The sequence below is a fragment of the Natranaeroarchaeum sulfidigenes genome (assembly GCF_017094485.1).
Taxonomy (GTDB): domain Archaea; phylum Halobacteriota; class Halobacteria; order Halobacteriales; family Natronoarchaeaceae; genus Natranaeroarchaeum; species Natranaeroarchaeum sulfidigenes.
Genome location: NZ_CP064786.1, coordinates 1,207,010 through 1,226,983 on the forward strand (window position 1 = coordinate 1,207,010; position 19,974 = coordinate 1,226,983).

The window sequence follows — 19,974 nt, forward strand, 5'->3', positions numbered from 1 at the left end:
AACAAACTCTACGTTAATCTGACCAATATTACCGTTGAGGCGGGCGTTTTCGGGCATGAACACTTGGAAAACGCACCGCCTCACTTTTCAATCCGTATCTAAACACCACCTTACTGGTGCCCGTTTGTTTTAAGGTTGTGGTGTGGATAGAAGTGGCTATGAGCGAAGAGGCGTATCAGGACGACATCGTAGTTTCCGCGGACGGCATCACCGTCGAAAAGGCGTTCAAGACGGACGAGTTCGCGGTGCCGACGGTCAAGTTCACACTCAGGTCGGACCGAGAGGATCCGGTGACGGTTCGGCTCTCCGAGAGCATCCCGGACGACTTCTCGATGGACGGCGTCGGATTTCATCCCGAGTATGAGAGCGAGAACTGGACGGCCTTCGAGGACCACACCGTCGAATTCGAGCGGGAACTCGAGGCCGGGGCTGAACTCGTTACCGTCTATGGGGTTCGGATCGATAGCCCCGAAGAGGCGGACCAGTTCATGACCGAACCGGAGCTTACGACGGTTGATTCCACCAAGGTAGGTGAGGAAGTTGACCCAGAAGACGCTGTCGACGACGCATCAATCGACGATATCGCGTCCGAGGAGAGCAGTCAGGCCGTCAAGGACATGATTTCCGGTGACTCGGAAACCGTTCCTGGACTCGAAGACGAGGAGGAAGCCGATTCCGTGGAGGCGACTGAGGATGCCATGGAAGCCGCCGAGGACGGGCTGGATCTTGGTCTCGAAGACGTCGATCTGGAGCCCGATAATTCGGCCGACGAAGAACCTGAAGAGGAAGATGTCCCCGACATCGATCTCGGTATCGAAGAAGGCGTGCCCGAACCGGACGAAGCAGGACAGGAACCCGACGATGAAGAGATCGATCTCGGTATTGGCGAAGACTCGGAAGTCGAACCCGAAGAGGAGGTCGATCCTGACGAGGATGTCGACGAGGAACCGGAAGCCGAAGCCGAAGAGGAGGTCGATCCTGACGAGGATGTCGACGAGGAACCGGAAGCCGAAGCCGAAGAGGAGGTCGATCCTGACGAGGACGTCGACGAGGAACCGGAAGCCGAACCCGAAGAGGAGGATGTCGACGAAGAGTCGGATGCCCAGAAGGACCCCGATGAAGCACCCGAAGACGATATCGACGCCGAGCCCGCAGCGCAAGTCGAGGCAGGAGGCGTCGCAAGCGCGCTTGCATCGGAACTCCGGGCAGGCAACGTCGACGAAGCGGACAAGCAGCTCCTGCGTGAGGAGCTCGATCTGACGACTGAGGAGCCCGAAACCGATAGCCGTGTCGTCGCACGGGTCGATCATCTCCAGTCACGGCTCGAGGAAGTCGCTGCGTACACCGGCGCGCTCGAAACCTTCCTGGACGAAAACGGCCGAGGTGAGGAGTTGATCGAGGAGTTCGAAGCCGAGATCGAGTCCTTCAGAAGCGACCTCGACGACGTTGACCGCGCAGTAACCGCCAACGCCGAATCGATCGACCAGTTCGACGACCGGCTGGATGAACGCACGACAGAGATCGAACAGCGTCTCGAAGAGCGGATCGACGAGATCGAGGCGGCTGTTGCGGGCTCCGAAGAACGAATCGATAGCGTCACGGACGACCTCGATTCGGTCGGCAGCGATGTCGAGTCGATCCGCACTGAGCTGAATGAGTTTGCCGAACGGCTCGATTCGGTTGAAGGAACGGCCGACGATACCGCCGACGACCTTGATGAACTGTTCGAGACGCTCGACGACATCGACGAACACCTCGAACACGTGGCTGGAACCGTCGACCACGTCGAGGGCGAGGTCGAAGAGATCCAGGAGTGGCGCAACCAGCTCGGCGAGATGTTCAGCTAAGCGCAAAAGCGCAACCTGTTTGACGGGGCGTGCCGTTTTTTCCGCCAATGACGACCGTCTCGGTTGCCGTGCCACGAAAAGGGCGGCCTCTCGAAGCCGTTCTCGATCGGGTGGCCCGGCGCGTTGACGAGAGTAGCCGAATACCGACCGACTCTTCGACAGATGTCACTGCGCTGGCGGACTCGATCAGTTCGACACTGCGATACGAAAAAGCGATCACGAAGGGGCGACAGGAGGTCGCGGAAGACGTCTACGAACGGCTTGCAGCCTACAGCAGTCTCGACCATCCGACCAGACCCGAGTATACACTCTTGCGCGACGATCGGGACGGTCGTCCTCGACGGATCGTCTTCGACAGTGTCACGATCCCGCTCGGCGACACCGATCTCCAGTTGATCGGGCGCGAAGAGCCGTTCCGGGCGCTTCGCACGCATGATTTTAATCTTGGCTTCGACAGCGCAGACCTCGTTCTCGAAGAAGTCGTCGGGCTCCGCGAGGAGCCGATCGAACGGATCAGCGACATCAACGCGCGGATCGACCCGCGCGATACCGACGTCAGGGTGGTCGGCGGACTCGGTGATACGGTCTATCACACGCTGATGGGGACGCCGGAGACGTGCCAGCGGACCGATGTTGATACGTTCGATCGGAAGTTCGTCGAAGCGTACGAAGGCCCGCTCTGTATATCTCCACGATACGAACGACTCGTTCAGGCAGTGCTCGGGACTGCAGCAACCGATGGTGTGACGTTCCAGTATCCCGACGGCGGACGCGAGGAGGAGGCCTCAATTGCGGACGTGGGCCTCGGTGTCTATCTGACGATGACCGGATCGACCGCCAGAGAGCACGGGCTCGAACTCGGCGAACGGCTCTTCCCGAGCGAGACCGTTCTGATGGAAAACGTCGACGGGGAGTCAGACGCCATCTCTTTTGTCGAGGAGTTGCTCGTCGGCGAGTCCCAGGAGTCGGCGCTGGCAGTATAACGATTCCAGCGCCGAATACGGTCCACACGGCGGATCGGGAACCCGGAGTGCGGACTGTTTAGGTACCTCGCCCGTTAGTTGTCGGTATGATCGATATCGGCGATCACGCACCCGAGTTTACGCTCCCGAAAGCGGGCGGCGAGGCGCACAACGACATCGAACCGTTCGAGCTTTCTACAGCACTCGGTGGGGGACCGATCGTACTCGCGTTCTTCCCCGCGGCGTTCACCAGCGGGTGTACCGCTGAAATGTGTACGTTCAGGGATTCGATGGATCGGTTCGAGGACCTCGACGCCGCCGTGTACGGTATCAGCGTGGACCTGCCACCGGCCCAGAACGTCTGGATTCGAGAGGAGACCCTGAACTTCCCGATGCTTTCGGACTGGAACCACGACGTGATCCACGACTACGGCGTCGTGCTCCCCGAGATGTATGGCCAGTTCGAGGCCGCACGGCGGAGTATCTTCGTTCTCGACGAAACGGGGCAGGTCACGTATCGCTGGGTCGCAGGCGAGGGGACGATCGACTTCGGAGCGGTCGTCGACGAGGTCGCGACGGCAGTGGAGGAGACGGCTAACGGATAGCTGGTTCCCCCTGACGGTTCGAGGGCGGAACAGTCCGATAGACGATACTGCGGAGCGAAATTGTTTCAGGTCCCGGGAAGTATTTCGTATCGATGAATGATGTTCTGACCCGACTCAAACGCCCGTTACTCTACGTGATGAGCACAGGGTACATCGTCGCAGGCGTGCTACATTTCGTCGTGTCGGAGCTGTACGTCCAGATCGTCCCTCCGATATTTCCGGCGGCACTGTTACTCGTCTATCTCTCCGGGCTCGCCGAGATCGCCGTCGGGATCGGGCTACTCCTTGACCGAACCCGACAGTACGCCGCGTGGGCGACGATTGCGTTACTCATCGCGATCTTTCCGGCAAACATCTATATGGCGACGCACGGGGTCGTCATCGACGGGTTGCCGGGCGGTGGCGACCCGTCCAGCATCGTTCGCTGGGGACGACTCCCGCTGCAGGGCGTGTTGATCCTCTGGGCTTTCTGGTATACCCGGCCGCCAGCGATATCGAATAGCAAATAGTTCGTACAGCATCTCGGGAACGGTATGTACGTGATCTCTGAGCGTGGAGAAGGCAATCTCGCCGACCACCCCGCTCTGTCGGGTGTCAGGAAGTGTACGGAACGAAGAAAATCGGGCTTCGTCCCTTGTATTTCATATGGGGCCGGAGGGATCGTGAACCACGAGGACTTCGCTACGCTCGTCCTCTGGGCTCAAATCCTCCGCGTGTAGTTACTGCTGCTCACGGTGTCGTTCGCAGCAGTAAATGGGGCCGGAGGGAGTCCGCTGACTGCGAATTAGCTGTGTGTCAGTACTCTTAACTGGGGTATTTTGAATCGGTGTCATTGTCATGAATCGATGTCGAAATCCGCGGTGAATTCTTTTCGGCGCTCTTCCATCTTCCGCAGCTGGTCAGCCTTGTCGTAGAATCGCTTGATCACGTCCGGCGAGGCGTTGACGCGCTCGCTGATCACCTCGATCGGCAGGCCGCGGTCGCAGTGCCAGGTGATCGATCCGGTGCGGATCTGGTGGGGCGACCTGCTCGAGGGACACTTACTGGCGTGGTTCCGATGCGTCCAGTCGCAGGTAGCTCGCTTCTTATCGTGAGGACAGTTGCGATGGACGCAGGGCTGAGTCGCCTGGTACGTCCACGCCCTGATCGTGGCCTCCGACGGACGCCCCTGCCGACCGGAGAACAACGGCTCACGGCCGGGAATCGTCCCGCTTGCCGGAGCGCTCGTGTCGAATGTAGGTATCGATCGCCTCACAGACGGGATCGGAGATCTGGACGACCCGCTCTCCCTGATCATCGTTCTTCAGTGGAGTGCCCGAATCCGGCCGATGTCTAAAATCGAGATACTGATGATCCGAACTGTAATCACCAAGATCCAGACCACGGGCCGCAGCGAGACGGCAGCCGGTGTTCCAGAGGATCTCCAAGATAACGTGATCAGGTGTTCCGAAGGACCCGCGTGATCCTCGATAGTACTGCAGCAACGCCTTCGCGTCCTCGGTATCCAGCATCTTGTCCGAGGATTCCTCCTGTCGCGAGACCTCCGGGACGTGGACCTTCTCGCTCAGGCCGTCCTCGACGGCCTCGATCTCCTCCAGGTACTGGACGAGCTGGCTGACGGCGGTCATCTTTCCCTTCTGGGTGCTCGGGGCGTTGTCCGATGCACGCAGGTGGCGCTCGTACTCGTCGAGGAGCCAGCCGGAGAGATCGCCGACGCGGTCGACTCCGTTCTCCTCGCACCAGACGACGAACTGAGTGAGGCGGTTCTGGTAGCTCCGGATCGTCTTCTCGGAGTTCTCGAGCGATCGCTTATCGAGAAACCGGTCGCGAGCCTGACGCGGTGAGAGGTCGGTCGGCTCTTTCGGCGGTCTGTTCACTCGGACCCACCTCGGTCAGTGCCCGGATCTACTGAACATTCTACACGCGGGTCGGATGGGTCGATGTCGCCGGCCTCGTTTTTGTGGATGAAACAACCGTAGCAGAGCATACGCCGACGCCCTCGCTTCATCTTGATCGCGCGGAGCGTGGTGTCGGGCTCCCCGCATCGCTCGCACTGGTTGATGTCCTTCCAGGCGTCTCGGGGTTCAGTCCCGCTCTCACACATCGCGATCGACCTCCAGTGAAGCATCAGTCCGGGGCTGCGATGAGCTATCTTCGATAGCGTACTCGCTATCCCATCTATCGCATACTGGAATCCGTGTTTTCAGGAGATTATAGGCCTCTTCGTAGGCTTGTGCCTCAGGCTGAGTCTCTGCTTTCCGATGGGTTAGGGAGATTTCATGCATCGCGCGCTTCCGCGCAACTGCGACATCGAACTCCGATGTCCCTGGCAAGATCTTGTACGCTATCCAGCGGCGGAATCTAAACACGCGATCAGACATGCTGGATCACCGCCTCGGGGCTGATCTCTTCGGGCGCACGCGGGCTCGTGGTCCAACGGTAGGGCTGGCGTGGATCCTTTCGCGTCACCAGTCCAGCCGAGTCGAGACGTCGGAGATCGTCCCGGACCGTGCTGGTGGATCCATCGACTCGATCGGCGATCTCGGTCGCGGTCATCGTGGCGTCGACGTCCTCGAGGGTCTGCAGGATCTCCGACTGACGAGCGGCCTGGCGGATCTGATCACAGAGGGGGCTCATGGCCGATCACCCGGTGGTCCGCCGACCAGCACGTCGATGGCCTCCTCGATGCGCTCCTGCTTGGCACTGTTCGCGTAGTGGACGAGCTGGCGGATCGACCGACCTCGGTCGTCGTCGCTCCTTGGCGACGGCACGCCGCGGACCTCGATCCAGAGGTCGTACATCGCGCGCTCGCCGAGCCCGAGATCGACACGCTCGCCGTCCTCGGTCGTCAGCGACAGGGCCCAGCGATCCGAGCCGGGCACGGGACCGTAACTCACTGCGGGCCGGGTCTCGTTGACGTCGTACCGCTCAGTCATCGCGATCACCGTCCTCTCCCGCAGGATCGCCGAAGCGCTTGATGTTCAGGTACTCCGCCTGACCGAATCGGTGGCAGGTGATGTCCTCGGAGCCACACCCACAGCCAGCGACTGGAGCCGGTGGGTTCGCCCAGCGCTTCCCGCACGCGCGACAGGTGAACAGCCAGACCTTCCCGCGGCCATCGTCCATCGGAACCGGCAGGCCGTTGCCGCCGTCGCGTTGCCAGATCCCGGACTCCGAGACGTGAGGGGGAACGTCGCGATCACGCTCACGTCGACGCTCACGCATGAGCGATTCGCGTCTGCTTCGGCAGTGGTCACAGATCGAGGGCCGGGACTGTGTATCGGCGGGAACGTCCGGCTTGAATCGAAGCGAGATCCCGTCGGCTTCGCAGTCGTCGCAGGTGCCGATCATGCCGACCCCTCCTGTTCTACCAGCGTTGATTGATCCTCGTCGAGGCCGCGACGTTCGCGGGGCTGGATCTCCCTGATATCGTCGGCCCAGTCCTCAAGTCGGTCTTTGACCTGCCGCATCCGCCGATCGAGTTCGTCGACATCGCTTGCGCCGACTTTGGCCTTGATTTTGTCCCGGTCATCGGTCGACGTTCCGCGCGTCATCTGGACCGTGATCTCGATCGCGTCGTCTTCTTCTTCAGACATAGGCCACCTCCGCCGACAGCTGGCCGCCGTCGGCGCGGATCTCCATGATCGGATCGCAGGCGTGTTCGCAGAGTTCTTCGAGCGTCTCGAACTCTCGCGAGCAGCCGTCGCAGTAGTACGGTTCGACTCGTTCGTGATTGGCGTAGATGTCTCTCGTTGGCATTGTGGCGTCCTCCTCGTGCGATTTACACTCGGACTGATGCGATACGGTACAAAAGGCGTTTTTCAAGGCCGGAGTGAAAGTGAAACGGCTCACTCCCTCGCGGCCCGAATGTCGCCGTCGTTGCTGGGGTTTAAGCCCCAAGCGGTCGTTTGTGTACATAATCCCGTAGTCTGGATACGGGAGTTGCGGGCTGGTGCTCCAAACACCGAGTCCGCGTTTTTCGACGAGAACCGTTCGAGTAGGCTCGCCTTTCTCCCGTGAGAGTCGTGTTTATAGTACATCAACTTATAGTTTTGCACGATATCCTTCACACCCGATGGATATAACACTCATCCGCTGAATATCATGAGTATGAACCAATATTCGGTGTTATTAACTCGCGTTAAACGACAAATTGGGGTATGCGTCCCCGTGTTAGTTGGATGAGCGAAACAGACATCGCCATCTTGGAGTTTTTCGATAAACTCGGGGATGTCGACGGCGAGCGTGTCGTAGCTCCTCCCAGATTCGTTCATGAGAATCTCGTTGAACAGATGAAGGTAATCCAAAAAAGTGAAACTACAATCTCTCGGCGAATGAAAAAATTAGCAGATAATGATCTGCTTGAGAAAATGGAAGATTCACGAGGCAGCTACTACCGAATGACTCAGCTTGGAGAAGACTATTTGGCAGGAGATATCGATGCTGACGAATTAGAATAGCGTTTTCTTAGGGACTCTGCGCACTCCACGCGCCTCGATCGGCACTGATCTCGACGGCACTCCAAGGGATCTCCTCATCGGTCTTCTTGTCCACGATCTCCCAGTGTTCCGGGTGGACGTCGTCACCATTCTCGGCCTGCTGGCGACACGAGCGACACCAGATATGGTTATTCGTTTTGTCCCAGTCCGTGTGACCGTTGGGACACACGAAGCGATACCGCTCGACGCTGTCGCTCCGGTCGATCCGGACGGTCTCGTGAGCGTCGAGGGGGCTACTGCCATCGGCTCTCAATCGTCTTCCTACTGACATCAACAGGGACCGAGGATAGCGTCTGTAATAAGCGGTTTTCAAGGCCGGAGTGAAAGTGAAAGTAAACGTATCTTGGGGAAGTTATTTAATAATATATCGCAATTTCGAACAGTAATGGCTGCGTGCGACATCTGCGGCAAAACATCGACCTTCGATTATTCCTGCCGATACTGTGATGGGACGTTCTGCAACAAACACCAGCTGCCGGAGCGTCACAACTGCGTGTATCTCGGTGGTGCGAAGACGCTCGGACCGGAGTTCAGGGACTTCGAGGGAGCGAAAGAGGTCAGCGCTCACCGTCGATCTGAATCAGAAACAGCGTCCGAAAGTGTCGATCGGCGCGAAGAGAGGGACACAACCGATTGCGAAGGATGCGGAGAGACGATCGACGCCAGCCGGACCTACTGTCCACAGTGTCGCCTGGAGCTCGCCGATCTCGATCAGGCTGATGGACCGGACGTAGTAATGGACGACTCGCCGGAACCAGATTCGTTGGTGAACAGAAGCCGGAATATCGAACGCCACGAGGAAAATGGAATCAACACGCGCGTCGCGATCGCGTTGGTTGTTCTGGTAATCGTTATCGGTGCGGTGATCGGTGCGTTCGTCCTGTTGTAGATCAAAGCCACTCGACTTTCCCACGTTCTCGCTGCTGCGCCTCCGGCGAGTACGTTCCTCTGTAATGTGAGAGGAAGGTCTCAATGTCATTCCAACCCCCCCAGTCACAAACTAAGAGCGCGTCGACGTCCTCGCTGGCGAGCGCGGTCGCCCAGGTCCGCCGGAGATCGTGGAAGCCGAGATGCTCCCAGCCGGAGTCGCCGGTCTCCTCGTGCAGCTCCTCAGCCGCCGATCGCACCCACCGCCGCAGCGAGCGCGTTGACGTGATCTCGACGAGTGACGAGCTGGCGCTCTCGTCGCGCACGTCCTGGACGGTTCGGATGGTGGTAGCGAGATCTCTCGGGACGGGCGTCTCTCGGAATTGGTCGCCTTTCCCGTGCCAGACGCGCAGCATCGTACCGGCGTCGGTGTCGACGACGTCCTCGGGAGCGACGTCGAGAACCTCGTGGCTCCGGAGCCCGCAGCGAGCCCCGAGTGCGAGCGCGATGCGCTGCTGGGTTCCGTTGGCGTGGTCGATCAACTGTTCAACTTCGGACTGGCTGAGCCAGACCTTCATATCGTCTCGTTTCTCGTGTTGTCTGAGGTTCATGGTGTCCGGGTTGTTCGCATTGCGGTCATAATTCGGTACAATCGGCGTCGATCTCGGCGTGATCACGGCGGGATCCGGTTGGATTCTGTCCGACTTTGGACGAGTTCTCGGTCATCGTTATGTCTTCTTCTCAATTCTCGGACGTTAGGCAGCATGCATCATCGGTGGCGCTTCTGCTCCCTCGGCGGCAGCATGGTTCTGTTCTGCCAGTTCGAATTGATGCAGCTCTCTTCTGGCCTTTTCAAGTCGCAATTCGTCTGGTGTCCATGTCCCTTCGAATCGTGCATGGTTCGATCGAGCATCTCTGAGCTCCAACTCCGTGATGCCTGAATCTACTGCGGAAATGACTGATATACCGACGAGTGATACCACTGGTATTGTTATGATTAGGATTGGGATTCGTAGAATCGACAGTGCGATGTTTTTGAGCATCAAATGACACCTCGGAATCGTTTATATATACGTCTGAACTGTGCTGCTATCCAAAATAGAAGTAGTAGGGCGATCGCCAATCCGCCTGGAACAATAGGTGGCTCTGTCTCGTTCATCACTCGCTCACCTCTCTGGATCGCAGTCTCCGACCATCGTTGAGCAGCCAGCACATCATCAGCAACGTCCCGACGTGCAGGCTGATCACGGCGCCGACGGCGACGATCAACTCGTGACACCTCCGGACTTCAGCAGGTAGACCACGTAGAGCAGTGGCACGAATGCCGCAAGGTGCAGCGCTCCCGAGACCGCGATCTGCGGGAGCCACCACTGGTTGTGGTACACGAACGTCGCAACGACGTCGGCACTGTTGGCGGCGATCGTGTACGAGAGCCAGAGTAGTTGCTCGACGAAGGTCTGAATGACTGCCTGCATCTGCTCCTCTCTGCCCGTCGCTTCAGCGACGTTCGGAAGATACTGATCGAGTACTTCGACGTACTCCGGCGGTGTGCTTGCCCGCTCTTCCCAGTCGATCGTCGTATCGACTGGCTCCTCTCCTGGTGCGTAGAGATACTGACCGTCGTACTCGAAGTGGGTTTCGTCGACGCTGCTCGCCTCGAAGCCAGTGCTGGCCCCGAGCGTAATCCCGATGAGGAAAATATAATAGAACTTCGCGAGCAGTAGGCGCGGAGTGAATCGGAAGAGTGGAAGCACGATCACAGCCCGTCCAACTCCTCGAGGCCGATCTCCCGACTCTTCTCGACACGGAGGATCTCGGTCATCTCCAGCAGCGCGTCGACGTTCGCGATCGCCGTCGACGTCAGCGGGAGTTGAATATTGAAACGCGTGTACCCGCGATGGGACTCGCAGTGAGCGTGCAGCGTCCCGAGGCTCAGGGAGGTGAACCCACACTCCCGACAGCGGAAGAGGACCGGGGAGCCGTCACTCTCGTACTGCTCGTGTAGTAGGGTCATGGACGGGACCAACCCATCTGTGCGGGCAGGGGCCAGCCAGTCAGCAGCGAGCTCGCGGTGAGGACCACGACTACCCACACCAGCGTGGCAGTAACGTAATAGATCATCGTCTCACCTCACGACCAGCAGCGTCAGCTCGGTCAGCGTTCTCCGGACTCGACTCAGCGCCGATCGGGCGGCCCCCGCCGGGGACGACCCGGTGTGACCTGAACATTATTCTCGCGAAAGTCCCTTTGCGTGTATAGGATAGTGGGTGTGTGTCGGTGGTAATGAATCGGTTAATTGCTCTAATCATTGTCGGAAATATTACTCACCGTACTCTGGCTCACGCCAGCAGCCTCGCCGATCATGCGCTGACTGACCGGGAACTGCTGTATCTCTGGATGGTTCAACAGGCCGCGAATGATACCGTCCCGAGTGTCCTGTCGTGCCTGCTTCTTCGCCTTCTCCAGCTTCTCGAGATGCTCGGCTCGCGGGATGAACTCCTCTCCGCCATCACCGTCGATGCGCTGTTGCTTCGCTGCGGTGAGCTTGTTGTACACCTCGCGAAGGTCGGTCCCCCGTTCGATGTCGTCGAACTCCAGCCACTGCTTCGCCGGAGTCAACAACTGCTCGCTGTAGGGCTCCCACTCCAGCATGTGGACGAGACCGAGGCCCTTCCGGACCATCGAGATCCACACGTCAGCGAGTTTGAGGATGTCCTTGTCGATGAACCCCTTCGTCGGAGCGTTGACGACGACGTACTTCTGCTCGACGCGACCCATCGACATAATCTCGCGAATCGCCTGGTTCGTCTTCGACATGGCCTGCCGATTGCTGGCCCCGACCTCTCCCTCGTCGAGGACGAGCCCTGACCGCCTCTCTTCGGAGGCGTAGGCGTTCCGGATCTCCTCGGGCTCGAGGCTGACCTTCGACCAGGTCACGCCTTCATCGGTCTGGTCCATCCCGTCGGCCAGCTGCAGACTGCTGACGGTCTTCCCAGTGCCACGGCGGGCCCAGTAGTCGTCGAGAATAATGATGATGTCGCGGTTCTCGGAGATGATCTCCTCGAACTGCTCGTACATCGGCGTCCCCTCGCTGAACGGGATGTCCCACGACTTCTCCGGGATATCGGCAGCACTCATGCCTGACCCCCCAGTTTGTCACGAGGCAGTTTGCCGTCCGTCTCGGCGTCCCAGCCGTAGTGGGTGTACATCTGGCTCAGCAGTTGCGCACACGAGAGCGCGGCATCCGAGGGCAGTCGCTGGGTGATCGTCCTCTGCTCGCTCTTCCCGGAGAACTTCGGCCCTGAGATCGTCTGCTCGACGGTCGCGGTGGACTCGACCCAGTCATCGAGGTCGGAGAGCCCAGTCAGTACCACGAGCTCGCCGGTCTGCGGGTGCTCTCCGGACCAGATGACATCGCCGTCCCAGTCGTCGAACTCGGAGACATCGTCCCAGGAGTCGGAACGGACGAGATGGCCCCGCATTCGCCAGAACAGCGTGATCACTGCGGTGTGGAGCCTGCTTCGAGCCTGCTCGATCTCGACGGTCGAGCCGAGCTGCAGAAGCGTCGTGTACTGACTGACTGCGTCATCGAGCGACTGCTTCGCATCGACGATCGAGCTTTCCGAGCTCTTCTTTACACTATCGACCAGGTCGTCGCTCATCGATCCATCCCCTCCAGGTTCGCCGTCGGAATGTGGATCACTGCGCCGATCTCGTAATCGACGAACGTCTCGATCTCGTCACCCTGGCCGATCTCGTCGTACTCACAGAACTTCGACGGCAAGACTCCGTAGGACGAATTGCCGTGCTTTTGAACCGAGTGAGTTCCCGCTGGAATCAGACCACGATCCTCGACTAAGCGTTTGTGGACGTCGTGTACCTCTGTTGGAGTACCTGCCATCAACATGTCGGGCAGCCAGTCTGTATTAAAGTTACCAGTCTGTGCCCATTTGAATACAGATTTATGTTCACATTGTTGTCAATAGTTTTGCGTAGAGGGGCTGCACTCCGAGTTATGCTGGTAAAACAGCGACAGCGATTCAGCGAGAAAGTTCAGTCAGCTAAAGAAGTCTGGGCGCAGTTCCTGTTCCTCGTCCAGATGGCGTTCGAGCAGTCGATCACGCTCAGCGCCGAAGCACTCTCTCCGCTCAGCGAGTGGGTGGAAGGGACCGACAACCGTCTGGTAGCGAACCAGCGGGCGAACGCTCAGGGTGCGGTCAACATGCTCGTCGTGGTCGGTGCGACGTTGATCGTTGGGATCGTCGTGTACGCTCAGATCGAGTCCGCGACGCCATCGCCGGACAACGAGGACCTGTCCCAGTCGCAGGATTCCGTGACCGACACGATTGCCAGCTCGTTCGATCTGGCGTCGGTCCTGCCGATCGTCATCATCGCGGGAGCGATCCTGTTCTTCCTGCGAGGATTCGGCGGCGGAAACGGCATGGGGCGACGATAGGTAAACCATGGCCCGAGATATCGGCAGCTCCGCGATCAACACGATCGTCGCAGTAGGAGCGATGCTGATCATCGGGATGCTGGTTATCGGTTCGGTGTACGCGACTGTGCCAACTGATACGGCATCGGTCACTGACGAAGAGGTAATCATGGACATCGAGGAGCCTGTCGCGTTGGATCCGGGAGAAGACGCTTTCAGCTTCTCAGAAACCATCGATGTGGAACTTGATGACGGTACTCCGCTCGAGGAAGGGACCGACTACGAGTGGGACTCAGACGAGGGAGAGATACAGTTCTTAGACTCCGCAGACGTAACTGACGGAGATCCTGCTTACGTCGACTACGAGTACGAAGCTCCTGATGAAATGGCACAGTCCATTATCGGACCGCTTTCCAGCGCGTTCGATCTCGGTTCCGTGCTGCCGATCGTCATCATCGCCGGATCGATCCTCTTCTTCTTGAGAGGATTCGGATCTGGCGAAAACCGACGATAACCGGCATCTCACACATATTTAGATCAAGACATGAGCAGAGTCACACAAGCGGTCGTTTTGTTCGCAATCGTCACGGCACTCATAGCGACAGGCGTCCTCGCCGTGTCGGAGGCGTATCAAGACACGCCGACCGACGTCGAGACCGTCGAAGACGAGCATTTCATCCAGGATGTCGGAGAGTGGGTGAGCGTAGACAGAGCTGACGATACTGGCGTTACGGGATTCTATGATAACGAAACAGTTCGGAACCAGGACGGTGACGAATTGAATGAGGGTAACGATTACGAATGGGATAATGACGCTGGAGCAGTACGCATCCTCGATACACCGAACACCGAGGACGGTGCAGATGCCTCGATAGATTACTCCTACGACCAGCGAGCCGAGGAGGCCACAATTATGATCGGCCCGCTCGCCACGATATTCGAGATCGCGGGCATCCTTCCGCTGGTACTGGCAGTCGCCGCTGTCCTGTCCGGGCTGGGTCTCCTGTCGAGATCAGTCGGTGGCGGAACATACGGAGGGCGTCGATAATGCTGGAGTTCACGTGGTTGTTTCTGTTCGCGCTCGCACACGCAGCGCTGACGATCTCGATCGGACTCGGGTTCTCGGCTCGAGTCCACGAGATGATGGTCGTCATCGCTGCGTTCGTCTCACTGATTCTGTTCGCGATCGTCGCGATCGCGTCGACGAACGTCCAGGTCGTCACGGATAGCGGCACAGTCACACAGTCACAGCCAGCGGCCGGGTGGTACGCATACGGTATGGCGTTGATCTCGCTTATCATCGCTGTCGCTGCGACGATGGTCTGGCTGCCAGATTCGGAGGATATCATGAACAATGTCAGCAACTGATCAACAAGAACTGCGTCGAGAAGAACGAGAAGCACAGCGCGATGACCGCAACATCAGCGCTGGGATGGGTCCTCAGCAGGAGATGATGCGGGAGATGATGCAGAACCCGGAGGTGATCGAGCTGCTCTCGACAGCTGATCTGCCGACCGGTGCCCAGTCGGACAAAAGCTGGCTTCCGGAGCTGACCGAGGAGCATCTCAACATGGACCAGGTGCTCGCGATCCGCGACGATCGCGACCTCTGGGAGCGCAAGTGGCTGAACCCGAACGTCGCCGACGAGATCCTGATGAGCTACCCGTCGTGGGAGTCGCGAACTCCCAACGAGCGCGTCGAGAAAGTCAGACAGCGGATCCGTGGTGACGAGAAAGAACCGCTCGATCCGGACCAGAAGCGAAAGATCCGATCGATGTTCGAGCAGAAGTACGACCGGGAAACGCGGGCGAACGGCGGGAAGTTCATGGAACTGCTGCTGAGCCATGTCGTCGAGAGCAAACAGAACTCGAAACAGTCCGATGACTCCAGCGTCTTCGGCAGCCTGCTGGGGAGGTCGTAACGATGGGGCTGCTCGGAACCGCCGCGGAGAAGATCCCCGGAATACCAACGAAACGCTCGATCGGCCTCAGGCTCGCGACACGCGGCTACAGCAACTACCTCGGGGACGCAGACGTGGTCGGACACGTCGTCTCGCCGGATGGCTGGGAGCTCGTGCGTGCGGACCACGAGACAGACGACGAAGAGGAGTTCTACGTCCCACGCGACGGCACCAAGCGCTACCCTGCAGACGGCGTGGGCGCGAATCCTGGCACACTGTTCGGGACGCCGATCACCGTGGGCTATCGCGACTTCGGCTCTCTCAGAGAGGTCCCGAACACCGAGATCGCCCGAGAGGTGCATATCCTCGAGTCCGACGACGAAGACCCGAACGTCGACCAGACCGATCCGACTCTCGGTGAACGGATCGGTAGCTACCTCCCGGACGTGATCGGTAGCAGGATGCCCGAGTGGCTAACCGATAGCGACGAGCGAGCCCAGCTGCAGATCCGGAAGGGCCTCGCGCTGATATTGGGAACGAAAATAGTCGGCTCGGGAGCCTCCGCAGACGCGCTAAATCTGGTTCGTGACTCGGACGGCAGGTGGGGACTCGAACGAGTGGACTACGACGTGGATATCGGCTGGTACGAGTCGCGAGATACTGGACAACCGTATTCGGCGGAGGGGATCGGCGGCAAGCCGAAAGACCTGCTCGGCACGCCAGTGGGGTACAGCCTGTCAAAGTACCCGCGGATGATGGCGGCAGTGACGCCGCGACTCGGACGAAACATGCACGAAGAAAAACTCGCAGACGGCGGAACAACGTACGGTGGAGGCTACTACAACCAGAACGGCGAAGTCGTGGTTCCTGATGGCGGTGAGGTACAGGCAGCGGCGAACCCGACGGAGGTCGACGCACGGCACAACGATATCTGGGTCGAAGAGCGTGCGTTCGTGCTGCCTGAGGACGCCAAGCTCCTCGGAGGCAACGAGGAAACGACCGACAAGATCCAGACCGCCAAGGAGCGAGTCAAAGCCTCGCAGAACATGCCCGGCGGCGAGCTCGCCGACAAGATCATGCGCTACTCGGGGATGTTCCTCGCACTGATCATGGGCTGGTGGATGGGATCACAGTCCGGCGGCAACGGCGGTGAGGCTGGTAGCGCTGTCCCGACTCCCGTTCAGATGGATATCACGCCGATGATGGACGTGATGATGGGGGTGATGTAGATGGCGGCCAGTAGCCATCTCGCGAGCACGTACGTACGATTCTTGGACGCACTTGCGGCTCCGCTGAAACCACAAGCGCTGTCGCTGGTCTGGCAGCTGTTCCGTCTCATCGACTGGGTGTCGGACGATGATGATATCGCAGCAGTCCGGACCGACGACGGTCCGCGGCTGCTATATCAAGACGATCCCGAGCGAACAGAGAGGGACATCGGACACGCAGAGGCGTACGTCTCACTGTTGCCGGTCTTCGCTGCGGTGGTCGGAGTGATCTGGACGCCACTGCTGGTCTCGGTTCTGGGACTGCCAGCGATCGTCGAGGCCGCTGTCCTGATTGTCTTTGCGCTCTTGGCACTTTCGGCGCTGTCAGTCGCTCTCGAGGATCGGATCTTCATCGAGGTGGTCGACGAATGAGCCGAGTCGTCGTCGCGCCGTCCGGAAGCCAGTGGACAGTGAAGGTCAACGGAGTCACGAAGAGCAATCATCGAAAGAAGCGTAGAGCAGTGGATGAAGGACGAAAGCAAGCTCTGCGCGTCGGAGCCACGCTCGAGGTCCGTCGACGGAACGGCACCGTCCAGAACCGGATCAACCCACGAGGTGGACGATGAGAGACGCACCAGTGCGCGGTGGTGGCGGTGGCGGTGCATCTGAAGAGGCTGATTCAGAAGAGGAAGAGAGTAGCTCGTCGTTACGGTCGAGAATCGGTGACACGGTCGACAGTGCTCGGGATCGTGTGTCCGATACAATCGGATCGGATGATGACGATGAGAGTGAAGAGAGCACGGACAGCGACACGAAGGTGCGGGAGACGAGCCGAGAGGCTGCAGACGAAGAACCTGAGCCAGCATCGGAGAGCGAAAGCGAGTCCGAGGACTCTGAAAGCAGTGACCAGTCAGAAAGCGAAGACCGCGGAATCCGCGACCGTGCCGAGGACGTGGTCGACCGAGGACGCGAGATCGCGGAGGACCCGCGGGGTGCCGTCGAGGACGCGGCAGATACAGTCCGAGACGCGCCGGAAGAGATCCGAGACAGGGCATCGGAGATCGAGACGGGACCTTCAGTCGATGCGGGGAGCATTGACTTCGGCGCGGACGTCAGTGAGGAGAACGTCCAGCAAGACCTGTTGAGGGAGCAACTCGCAGGCGAAGACCAACGAGTCGAAGCAGACGACGTCGAGCTGCAGCAGGACGGCAGCCAGTTCGACATTCAAGTAACTGGGGAGTCAGCCCAGCGTCTGGAAAGCGGCGTCTCCGGGAGCGATGCACGCGATGCGTTCGGATCAGTTGCTGAGGGGGCCAGCGACACTCTCGACAGTGCAGGGGAGGCATTCGCGCCGATGGCTGCAGGCGCGGCCTTCGAATTCGAGACGGCTCGTAGATCCGTCGGCGACCCTGCCGAAAGACTCCCGGGAGTTGGCGATGAGGTCCCCGATTCCCGGCCAGAGCGCGCTCGTGGTGCCGAGGAAACAGCGCCGCGTGACGAGCTCCGCCAACAGGTGGCTGAAGACACTCGCTTCGACGAGGACGAGATCACGGTTGGATTTGACGTGAGCAGCGGTCAGCTCGAAGCCGACGTCCGTGACGAGGTTGTCGAAGAGGAGGTTCGACAAGAAGTGCTCGATGACATCGAAGACGGTTTCCTCGGATCTGGAGGAGCCGACCCGGAGCGCGTCCAAGTAGAGCGGACCGAGGACGGCGTCGAGGTCGACATCCAGCGCGAATCAGGCATCAGCGGCGTCGGTGCGATCATTCGCGGCGAGCAGACAGACCGTGATTTCCTCGTCGCCGAGGACGAGCGCTTCGTCGAGTTCGGCGAGGACGTCGGAGATCTCGTCCGTGGTGAGGACAGCACGACACGACAGTTTGCTGGCTCAGGCACAGAAACCGGAATCGCGTTTGCGTCACCGGCTGGCGGCGTCCTATTCGCGGAAGAAGCTGGTGAGTTCCTATCGGATTCGGTCCAGCCGGGTATCGGAGGTACCGGGATCCGGCTTGATGTCGACGAAGATGACGCCGACGCAGCCCGGCGTATGGGTGAAGGCGCGGTTGATGCATTTCGGGATGATCCGGTCGAAGCAAGCGGGTCAGCAGCCGGTGCAGCGGTCGCAACACTCGCGCCGATCGGCGCGCCACGAGTCGGGCGTGCGGCACGGGATCGGTCACCAGACTTCGACTTGCGACTCGACGAGTTCCGTCGCGACCAGACGGCACAACTCGATCAGCGACAGCGGCGATCGAGCGAGGGCCGTCAGGCAGAGGAGCGAACTATCTCACGGGATAGCCCGGAGGCAGACCCGAGCGACCCGACCGTTGCTGAGCGTGTCGATCAGATAACCGAACGCTGGGGCGGCGAGGGTACGATGACGCGTCCGGATCGAGGACTCGATGAGGCGATCGTCGTCGAGCCGCAGCAGCGAGGACGGCAACACCGCTCGCCGGAAGACCAGCTACCACCGCGCGAGGAGTTCCCCAGCGATGCAGCATTCCAGCGCGAGCTGGATGCGGTCCGAGACCGTATGGGATCGCAGGACGTCGGTTCGCGTACTACCACGCGGGAAGCAACGGCCGATTCAGCAGTCCCGCAGGGAGGCAGAACGCGAGGAGTAGAGGGGATGGGAAGCCGCTTCGATCAGCGTCAAACTGCTGCTACTGCGCTGGCGGTACCGGGCGAGCAACTGACTGAATCGGCTCAGCCCGATGCGCAAATGGATCTGTTGCAGGTTCAGGACCAGCAGTCGCAAGTCGACACAGCCGCTGACGCAGCGCTCGATGCACGTTTAGATACTGATTCGCTGTTCGGTTCGATGACGGGAGCCAGGTCCGATAGTCTGGTTGATAGCACACAGACGCAGGCACAGACCCAGACACAGACTCAGGGGCAACGCCAGCAATTGCGCACACGACAGCGATCACGTCCACGGCGGCCACGGTTCGATCTTCCAGATGAGGCTGACGGTCAGCCTCAGACCGAGGTCGATCCTGGCCGAGATGCTGGCTGGGTAAACCCGATCGAGCGGCTTGGTCGTGCCAATCAGCTCGACAACGAGCCCGAGCCGCCCGAAGAGGGGCAGTCGTGGAGGTGGTTCTGAGTGGCAGTCAGCTGGCGCATCGTGATCACGGTCGTTGCGCTGGCTGTCTTCAGTTTCATCTACATCAGTCTCGACCCGGTGATCATCGACGTCATCGATCCGATGGCGGCTGATCACGCCGAGAGCGCTCCGGCACAGACGAACTACTCACGGGTCAGTGAGATGTGGCGACTGGCTCCGGTGTTCGCGACGATCGCGGCGGCGGCGTTCCTGATCCGGGAGGCACTGTGGGTGCGAGGTGGTGCGCGATGAGGGATCGCGCTCAGGCGGACCTGATCGGCGTGATGATCTTCTTCGTGACCGTGCTGGTCGCGCTGTGGATCTTCACGATCGTCGCACCGCCGATCATCGACGCGCTGGTGGACATGTCGACGGACATCGACGCCGTCGAAGAGCAGGGGTACAGTGGCACAGTTGATCGCTATCACACCGTCGTCCTGCAGCAGGCCCCGACGATACTGGGCGGCGGTTTCATCGTGCTAATCATCCTGTTCGCGGTCTTCCGCGAGCGATTCCTCGGGGCAGGAGGCCGACGGAGGTAATCA

Annotated in this window: 30 protein-coding genes and 1 pseudogene; 17 read left to right on the plus strand and 14 right to left on the minus strand. The window is 59.7% G+C overall.

Annotated elements, in window-relative coordinates; translation table 11 throughout:
* Positions 1–158 precede the first annotated feature (158 nt).
* The 4 genes from AArcS_RS06345 to AArcS_RS06360 all read left to right on the plus strand — a co-directional run bounded on the left by AArcS_RS06345 (position 159) and on the right by AArcS_RS06360 (position 3,923).
* Positions 159–1,847 (plus strand): hypothetical protein, encoded by a 1,689-nt coding sequence (locus tag AArcS_RS06345; protein ID WP_238479641.1) that lies wholly within the window; start codon positions 159–161, stop codon positions 1,845–1,847.
* Positions 1,848–1,894: 47 nt separating this feature from the next.
* Positions 1,895–2,830, plus strand: a complete 936-nt coding sequence (locus AArcS_RS06350; protein ID WP_238479642.1) for a phosphoribosyltransferase HisG-related protein — start codon at positions 1,895–1,897, stop codon at positions 2,828–2,830.
* 86 nt (positions 2,831–2,916) lie between these two features.
* Complete coding sequence (locus tag AArcS_RS06355) at positions 2,917–3,414, plus strand: redoxin domain-containing protein (protein WP_238479643.1); 498 nt, start codon at positions 2,917–2,919, stop codon at positions 3,412–3,414.
* Between the two features lie 92 nt (positions 3,415–3,506).
* Positions 3,507–3,923: a DoxX family protein gene (locus AArcS_RS06360; RefSeq protein WP_238479644.1), complete on the plus strand. Its 417-nt coding sequence runs from the start codon at positions 3,507–3,509 to the stop codon at positions 3,921–3,923.
* A 326-nt stretch (positions 3,924–4,249) separates the two neighbouring features.
* Here AArcS_RS06360 and AArcS_RS06370 read toward each other — a convergent pair.
* The 6 genes and pseudogenes from AArcS_RS06370 to AArcS_RS06395 all read right to left on the minus strand — a co-directional run bounded on the left by AArcS_RS06370 (position 4,250) and on the right by AArcS_RS06395 (position 7,173).
* A pseudogene (locus AArcS_RS06370) lies at positions 4,250–5,291 on the minus strand (tyrosine-type recombinase/integrase).
* 496 nt (positions 5,292–5,787) lie between these two features.
* Entirely contained in the window at positions 5,788–6,051 is a 264-nt protein-coding gene (locus AArcS_RS06375; RefSeq protein ID WP_238479647.1) for a winged helix-turn-helix domain-containing protein, read from the minus strand.
* Positions 6,048–6,350, minus strand: coding sequence for a hypothetical protein (locus AArcS_RS06380; protein ID WP_238479648.1), 303 nt, complete (start codon positions 6,348–6,350; stop codon positions 6,048–6,050). The genes AArcS_RS06375 and AArcS_RS06380 overlap by 4 nt, the downstream gene beginning before the upstream one ends.
* Positions 6,343–6,765 (minus strand): hypothetical protein, encoded by a 423-nt coding sequence (locus AArcS_RS06385; protein ID WP_238479649.1) that lies wholly within the window; start codon positions 6,763–6,765, stop codon positions 6,343–6,345. Before AArcS_RS06385 ends, AArcS_RS06380 begins: the two co-directional genes overlap by 8 nt.
* Positions 6,762–7,010, minus strand: a complete 249-nt coding sequence (locus AArcS_RS06390; RefSeq protein WP_238479650.1) for a DUF7389 domain-containing protein — start codon at positions 7,008–7,010, stop codon at positions 6,762–6,764. The genes AArcS_RS06385 and AArcS_RS06390 overlap by 4 nt, the downstream gene beginning before the upstream one ends.
* Positions 7,003–7,173, minus strand: a complete 171-nt coding sequence (locus AArcS_RS06395; protein WP_238479651.1) for a hypothetical protein — start codon at positions 7,171–7,173, stop codon at positions 7,003–7,005. Before AArcS_RS06395 ends, AArcS_RS06390 begins: the two co-directional genes overlap by 8 nt.
* Before the next feature lie 401 nt (positions 7,174–7,574).
* Between AArcS_RS06395 and AArcS_RS06400 the strand changes: the two genes are divergently transcribed.
* Positions 7,575–7,874, plus strand: coding sequence for a winged helix-turn-helix domain-containing protein (locus tag AArcS_RS06400; protein WP_510627374.1), 300 nt, complete (start codon positions 7,575–7,577; stop codon positions 7,872–7,874).
* Positions 7,875–7,881: 7 nt separating this feature from the next.
* Here the strand turns inward: AArcS_RS06400 and AArcS_RS06405 are convergent, their stop codons facing one another.
* Positions 7,882–8,184 carry a hypothetical protein gene (locus AArcS_RS06405; protein WP_238479653.1) on the minus strand — a complete coding sequence of 101 codons (303 nt, stop codon included), beginning with the start codon at positions 8,182–8,184 and terminating at the stop codon, positions 7,882–7,884.
* A 114-nt stretch (positions 8,185–8,298) separates the two neighbouring features.
* Here AArcS_RS06405 and AArcS_RS06410 point away from each other — a divergent pair, with 114 nt between their 5' ends.
* Positions 8,299–8,802, plus strand: coding sequence for an AN1-type zinc finger domain-containing protein (locus AArcS_RS06410; protein ID WP_238479654.1), 504 nt, complete (start codon positions 8,299–8,301; stop codon positions 8,800–8,802).
* Position 8,803: 1 nt separating this feature from the next.
* Here the strand turns inward: AArcS_RS06410 and AArcS_RS06415 are convergent, their stop codons facing one another.
* From AArcS_RS06415 to AArcS_RS06445, 7 genes are all read right to left on the minus strand, one after another.
* The gene (locus AArcS_RS06415) at positions 8,804–9,391 is read right to left on the minus strand and encodes a tyrosine-type recombinase/integrase (RefSeq protein WP_238479655.1); all 588 of its coding nucleotides are present in this window, start codon (positions 9,389–9,391) and stop codon (positions 8,804–8,806) included.
* 144 nt (positions 9,392–9,535) lie between these two features.
* A complete protein-coding gene (locus AArcS_RS06420; RefSeq protein WP_238479656.1) occupies positions 9,536–9,823 on the minus strand; it encodes a hypothetical protein in 288 nt (95 codons plus the stop codon).
* A gap of 222 nt (positions 9,824–10,045) precedes the next feature.
* Positions 10,046–10,540, minus strand: coding sequence for a hypothetical protein (locus AArcS_RS06425; RefSeq protein WP_238479657.1), 495 nt, complete (start codon positions 10,538–10,540; stop codon positions 10,046–10,048).
* Complete coding sequence (locus tag AArcS_RS06430; protein ID WP_238479658.1) at positions 10,537–10,794, minus strand: hypothetical protein; 258 nt, start codon at positions 10,792–10,794, stop codon at positions 10,537–10,539. Before AArcS_RS06430 ends, AArcS_RS06425 begins: the two co-directional genes overlap by 4 nt.
* 287 nt (positions 10,795–11,081) lie before the next feature.
* Positions 11,082–11,918 carry a hypothetical protein gene (locus AArcS_RS06435; protein WP_238479659.1) on the minus strand — a complete coding sequence of 279 codons (837 nt, stop codon included), beginning with the start codon at positions 11,916–11,918 and terminating at the stop codon, positions 11,082–11,084.
* Positions 11,915–12,442: a hypothetical protein gene (locus tag AArcS_RS06440; RefSeq protein ID WP_238479660.1), complete on the minus strand. Its 528-nt coding sequence runs from the start codon at positions 12,440–12,442 to the stop codon at positions 11,915–11,917. Before AArcS_RS06440 ends, AArcS_RS06435 begins: the two co-directional genes overlap by 4 nt.
* Complete coding sequence (locus AArcS_RS06445; RefSeq protein WP_238479661.1) at positions 12,439–12,681, minus strand: hypothetical protein; 243 nt, start codon at positions 12,679–12,681, stop codon at positions 12,439–12,441. The genes AArcS_RS06440 and AArcS_RS06445 overlap by 4 nt, the downstream gene beginning before the upstream one ends.
* Positions 12,682–12,795: 114 nt before the next feature.
* Between AArcS_RS06445 and AArcS_RS06450 the strand changes: the two genes are divergently transcribed.
* From AArcS_RS06450 to AArcS_RS06500, 11 genes are read left to right on the plus strand one after another with little or no spacing between them, the layout of a single operon-like run.
* Positions 12,796–13,236, plus strand: coding sequence for a hypothetical protein (locus AArcS_RS06450; protein WP_238479662.1), 441 nt, complete (start codon positions 12,796–12,798; stop codon positions 13,234–13,236).
* Positions 13,237–13,243: 7 nt separating this feature from the next.
* Positions 13,244–13,729, plus strand: a complete 486-nt coding sequence (locus tag AArcS_RS06455; protein ID WP_238479663.1) for a hypothetical protein — start codon at positions 13,244–13,246, stop codon at positions 13,727–13,729.
* A gap of 30 nt (positions 13,730–13,759) precedes the next feature.
* Positions 13,760–14,263: a hypothetical protein gene (locus AArcS_RS06460; protein ID WP_238479664.1), complete on the plus strand. Its 504-nt coding sequence runs from the start codon at positions 13,760–13,762 to the stop codon at positions 14,261–14,263.
* Positions 14,263–14,583 carry a hypothetical protein gene (locus AArcS_RS06465; RefSeq protein WP_238479665.1) on the plus strand — a complete coding sequence of 107 codons (321 nt, stop codon included), beginning with the start codon at positions 14,263–14,265 and terminating at the stop codon, positions 14,581–14,583. Before AArcS_RS06460 ends, AArcS_RS06465 begins: the two co-directional genes overlap by 1 nt.
* Complete coding sequence (locus AArcS_RS06470; RefSeq protein ID WP_238479666.1) at positions 14,570–15,136, plus strand: hypothetical protein; 567 nt, start codon at positions 14,570–14,572, stop codon at positions 15,134–15,136. The genes AArcS_RS06465 and AArcS_RS06470 overlap by 14 nt, the downstream gene beginning before the upstream one ends.
* 2 nt (positions 15,137–15,138) lie before the next feature.
* Positions 15,139–16,344 carry a hypothetical protein gene (locus tag AArcS_RS06475; protein WP_238479667.1) on the plus strand — a complete coding sequence of 402 codons (1,206 nt, stop codon included), beginning with the start codon at positions 15,139–15,141 and terminating at the stop codon, positions 16,342–16,344.
* Positions 16,345–16,755, plus strand: coding sequence for a hypothetical protein (locus AArcS_RS06480; protein WP_238479668.1), 411 nt, complete (start codon positions 16,345–16,347; stop codon positions 16,753–16,755).
* On the plus strand, positions 16,752–16,949 hold the full coding sequence (locus AArcS_RS06485) for a DUF2188 domain-containing protein (RefSeq protein ID WP_238479669.1): 198 nt from the start codon (positions 16,752–16,754) through the stop codon (positions 16,947–16,949). Before AArcS_RS06480 ends, AArcS_RS06485 begins: the two co-directional genes overlap by 4 nt.
* A complete protein-coding gene (locus AArcS_RS06490; RefSeq protein ID WP_238479670.1) occupies positions 16,946–19,429 on the plus strand; it encodes a hypothetical protein in 2,484 nt (827 codons plus the stop codon). The genes AArcS_RS06485 and AArcS_RS06490 overlap by 4 nt, the downstream gene beginning before the upstream one ends.
* Positions 19,430–19,681, plus strand: a complete 252-nt coding sequence (locus tag AArcS_RS06495) for a hypothetical protein (protein WP_238479671.1) — start codon at positions 19,430–19,432, stop codon at positions 19,679–19,681.
* Entirely contained in the window at positions 19,678–19,971 is a 294-nt protein-coding gene (locus tag AArcS_RS06500; protein ID WP_238479672.1) for a hypothetical protein, read from the plus strand. The genes AArcS_RS06495 and AArcS_RS06500 overlap by 4 nt, the downstream gene beginning before the upstream one ends.
* Positions 19,972–19,974 lie beyond the last annotated feature (3 nt).

Bases quoted from the DNA above. Each gene is read 5' to 3' on its own strand.
- AArcS_RS06420 (WP_238479656.1), bottom strand. From the start codon at position 9,823: ATGCTCAAAAACATCGCACTGTCGATTCTACGAATCCCAATCCTAATC.
- AArcS_RS06475 (WP_238479667.1), top strand. From the start codon at position 15,139: ATGGGGCTGCTCGGAACCGCCGCGGAGAAGATCCCCGGAATACCAACG.
- AArcS_RS06395 (WP_238479651.1), bottom strand. From the start codon at position 7,173: ATGCCAACGAGAGACATCTACGCCAATCACGAACGAGTCGAACCGTAC.
- AArcS_RS06355 (WP_238479643.1), top strand. From the start codon at position 2,917: ATGATCGATATCGGCGATCACGCACCCGAGTTTACGCTCCCGAAAGCG.
- AArcS_RS06345 (WP_238479641.1), top strand. From the start codon at position 159: ATGAGCGAAGAGGCGTATCAGGACGACATCGTAGTTTCCGCGGACGGC.
- AArcS_RS06360 (WP_238479644.1), top strand. From the start codon at position 3,507: ATGAATGATGTTCTGACCCGACTCAAACGCCCGTTACTCTACGTGATG.
- AArcS_RS06480 (WP_238479668.1), top strand. From the start codon at position 16,345: ATGGCGGCCAGTAGCCATCTCGCGAGCACGTACGTACGATTCTTGGAC.
- AArcS_RS06385 (WP_238479649.1), bottom strand. From the start codon at position 6,765: ATGATCGGCACCTGCGACGACTGCGAAGCCGACGGGATCTCGCTTCGA.
- AArcS_RS06490 (WP_238479670.1), top strand. From the start codon at position 16,946: ATGAGAGACGCACCAGTGCGCGGTGGTGGCGGTGGCGGTGCATCTGAA.
- AArcS_RS06375 (WP_238479647.1), bottom strand. From the start codon at position 6,051: ATGAGCCCCCTCTGTGATCAGATCCGCCAGGCCGCTCGTCAGTCGGAG.
- AArcS_RS06405 (WP_238479653.1), bottom strand. From the start codon at position 8,184: ATGTCAGTAGGAAGACGATTGAGAGCCGATGGCAGTAGCCCCCTCGAC.
- AArcS_RS06470 (WP_238479666.1), top strand. From the start codon at position 14,570: ATGTCAGCAACTGATCAACAAGAACTGCGTCGAGAAGAACGAGAAGCA.
- AArcS_RS06415 (WP_238479655.1), bottom strand. From the start codon at position 9,391: ATGAACCTCAGACAACACGAGAAACGAGACGATATGAAGGTCTGGCTC.
- AArcS_RS06485 (WP_238479669.1), top strand. From the start codon at position 16,752: ATGAGCCGAGTCGTCGTCGCGCCGTCCGGAAGCCAGTGGACAGTGAAG.
- AArcS_RS06465 (WP_238479665.1), top strand. From the start codon at position 14,263: ATGCTGGAGTTCACGTGGTTGTTTCTGTTCGCGCTCGCACACGCAGCG.
- AArcS_RS06455 (WP_238479663.1), top strand. From the start codon at position 13,244: ATGGCCCGAGATATCGGCAGCTCCGCGATCAACACGATCGTCGCAGTA.
- AArcS_RS06430 (WP_238479658.1), bottom strand. From the start codon at position 10,794: ATGACCCTACTACACGAGCAGTACGAGAGTGACGGCTCCCCGGTCCTC.
- AArcS_RS06350 (WP_238479642.1), top strand. From the start codon at position 1,895: ATGACGACCGTCTCGGTTGCCGTGCCACGAAAAGGGCGGCCTCTCGAA.
- AArcS_RS06390 (WP_238479650.1), bottom strand. From the start codon at position 7,010: ATGTCTGAAGAAGAAGACGACGCGATCGAGATCACGGTCCAGATGACG.
- AArcS_RS06500 (WP_238479672.1), top strand. From the start codon at position 19,678: ATGAGGGATCGCGCTCAGGCGGACCTGATCGGCGTGATGATCTTCTTC.
- AArcS_RS06445 (WP_238479661.1), bottom strand. From the start codon at position 12,681: ATGGCAGGTACTCCAACAGAGGTACACGACGTCCACAAACGCTTAGTC.
- AArcS_RS06380 (WP_238479648.1), bottom strand. From the start codon at position 6,350: ATGACTGAGCGGTACGACGTCAACGAGACCCGGCCCGCAGTGAGTTAC.
- AArcS_RS06460 (WP_238479664.1), top strand. From the start codon at position 13,760: ATGAGCAGAGTCACACAAGCGGTCGTTTTGTTCGCAATCGTCACGGCA.
- AArcS_RS06440 (WP_238479660.1), bottom strand. From the start codon at position 12,442: ATGAGCGACGACCTGGTCGATAGTGTAAAGAAGAGCTCGGAAAGCTCG.
- AArcS_RS06450 (WP_238479662.1), top strand. From the start codon at position 12,796: ATGCTGGTAAAACAGCGACAGCGATTCAGCGAGAAAGTTCAGTCAGCT.
- AArcS_RS06435 (WP_238479659.1), bottom strand. From the start codon at position 11,918: ATGAGTGCTGCCGATATCCCGGAGAAGTCGTGGGACATCCCGTTCAGC.
- AArcS_RS06410 (WP_238479654.1), top strand. From the start codon at position 8,299: ATGGCTGCGTGCGACATCTGCGGCAAAACATCGACCTTCGATTATTCC.
- AArcS_RS06400 (WP_510627374.1), top strand. From the start codon at position 7,575: ATGCGTCCCCGTGTTAGTTGGATGAGCGAAACAGACATCGCCATCTTG.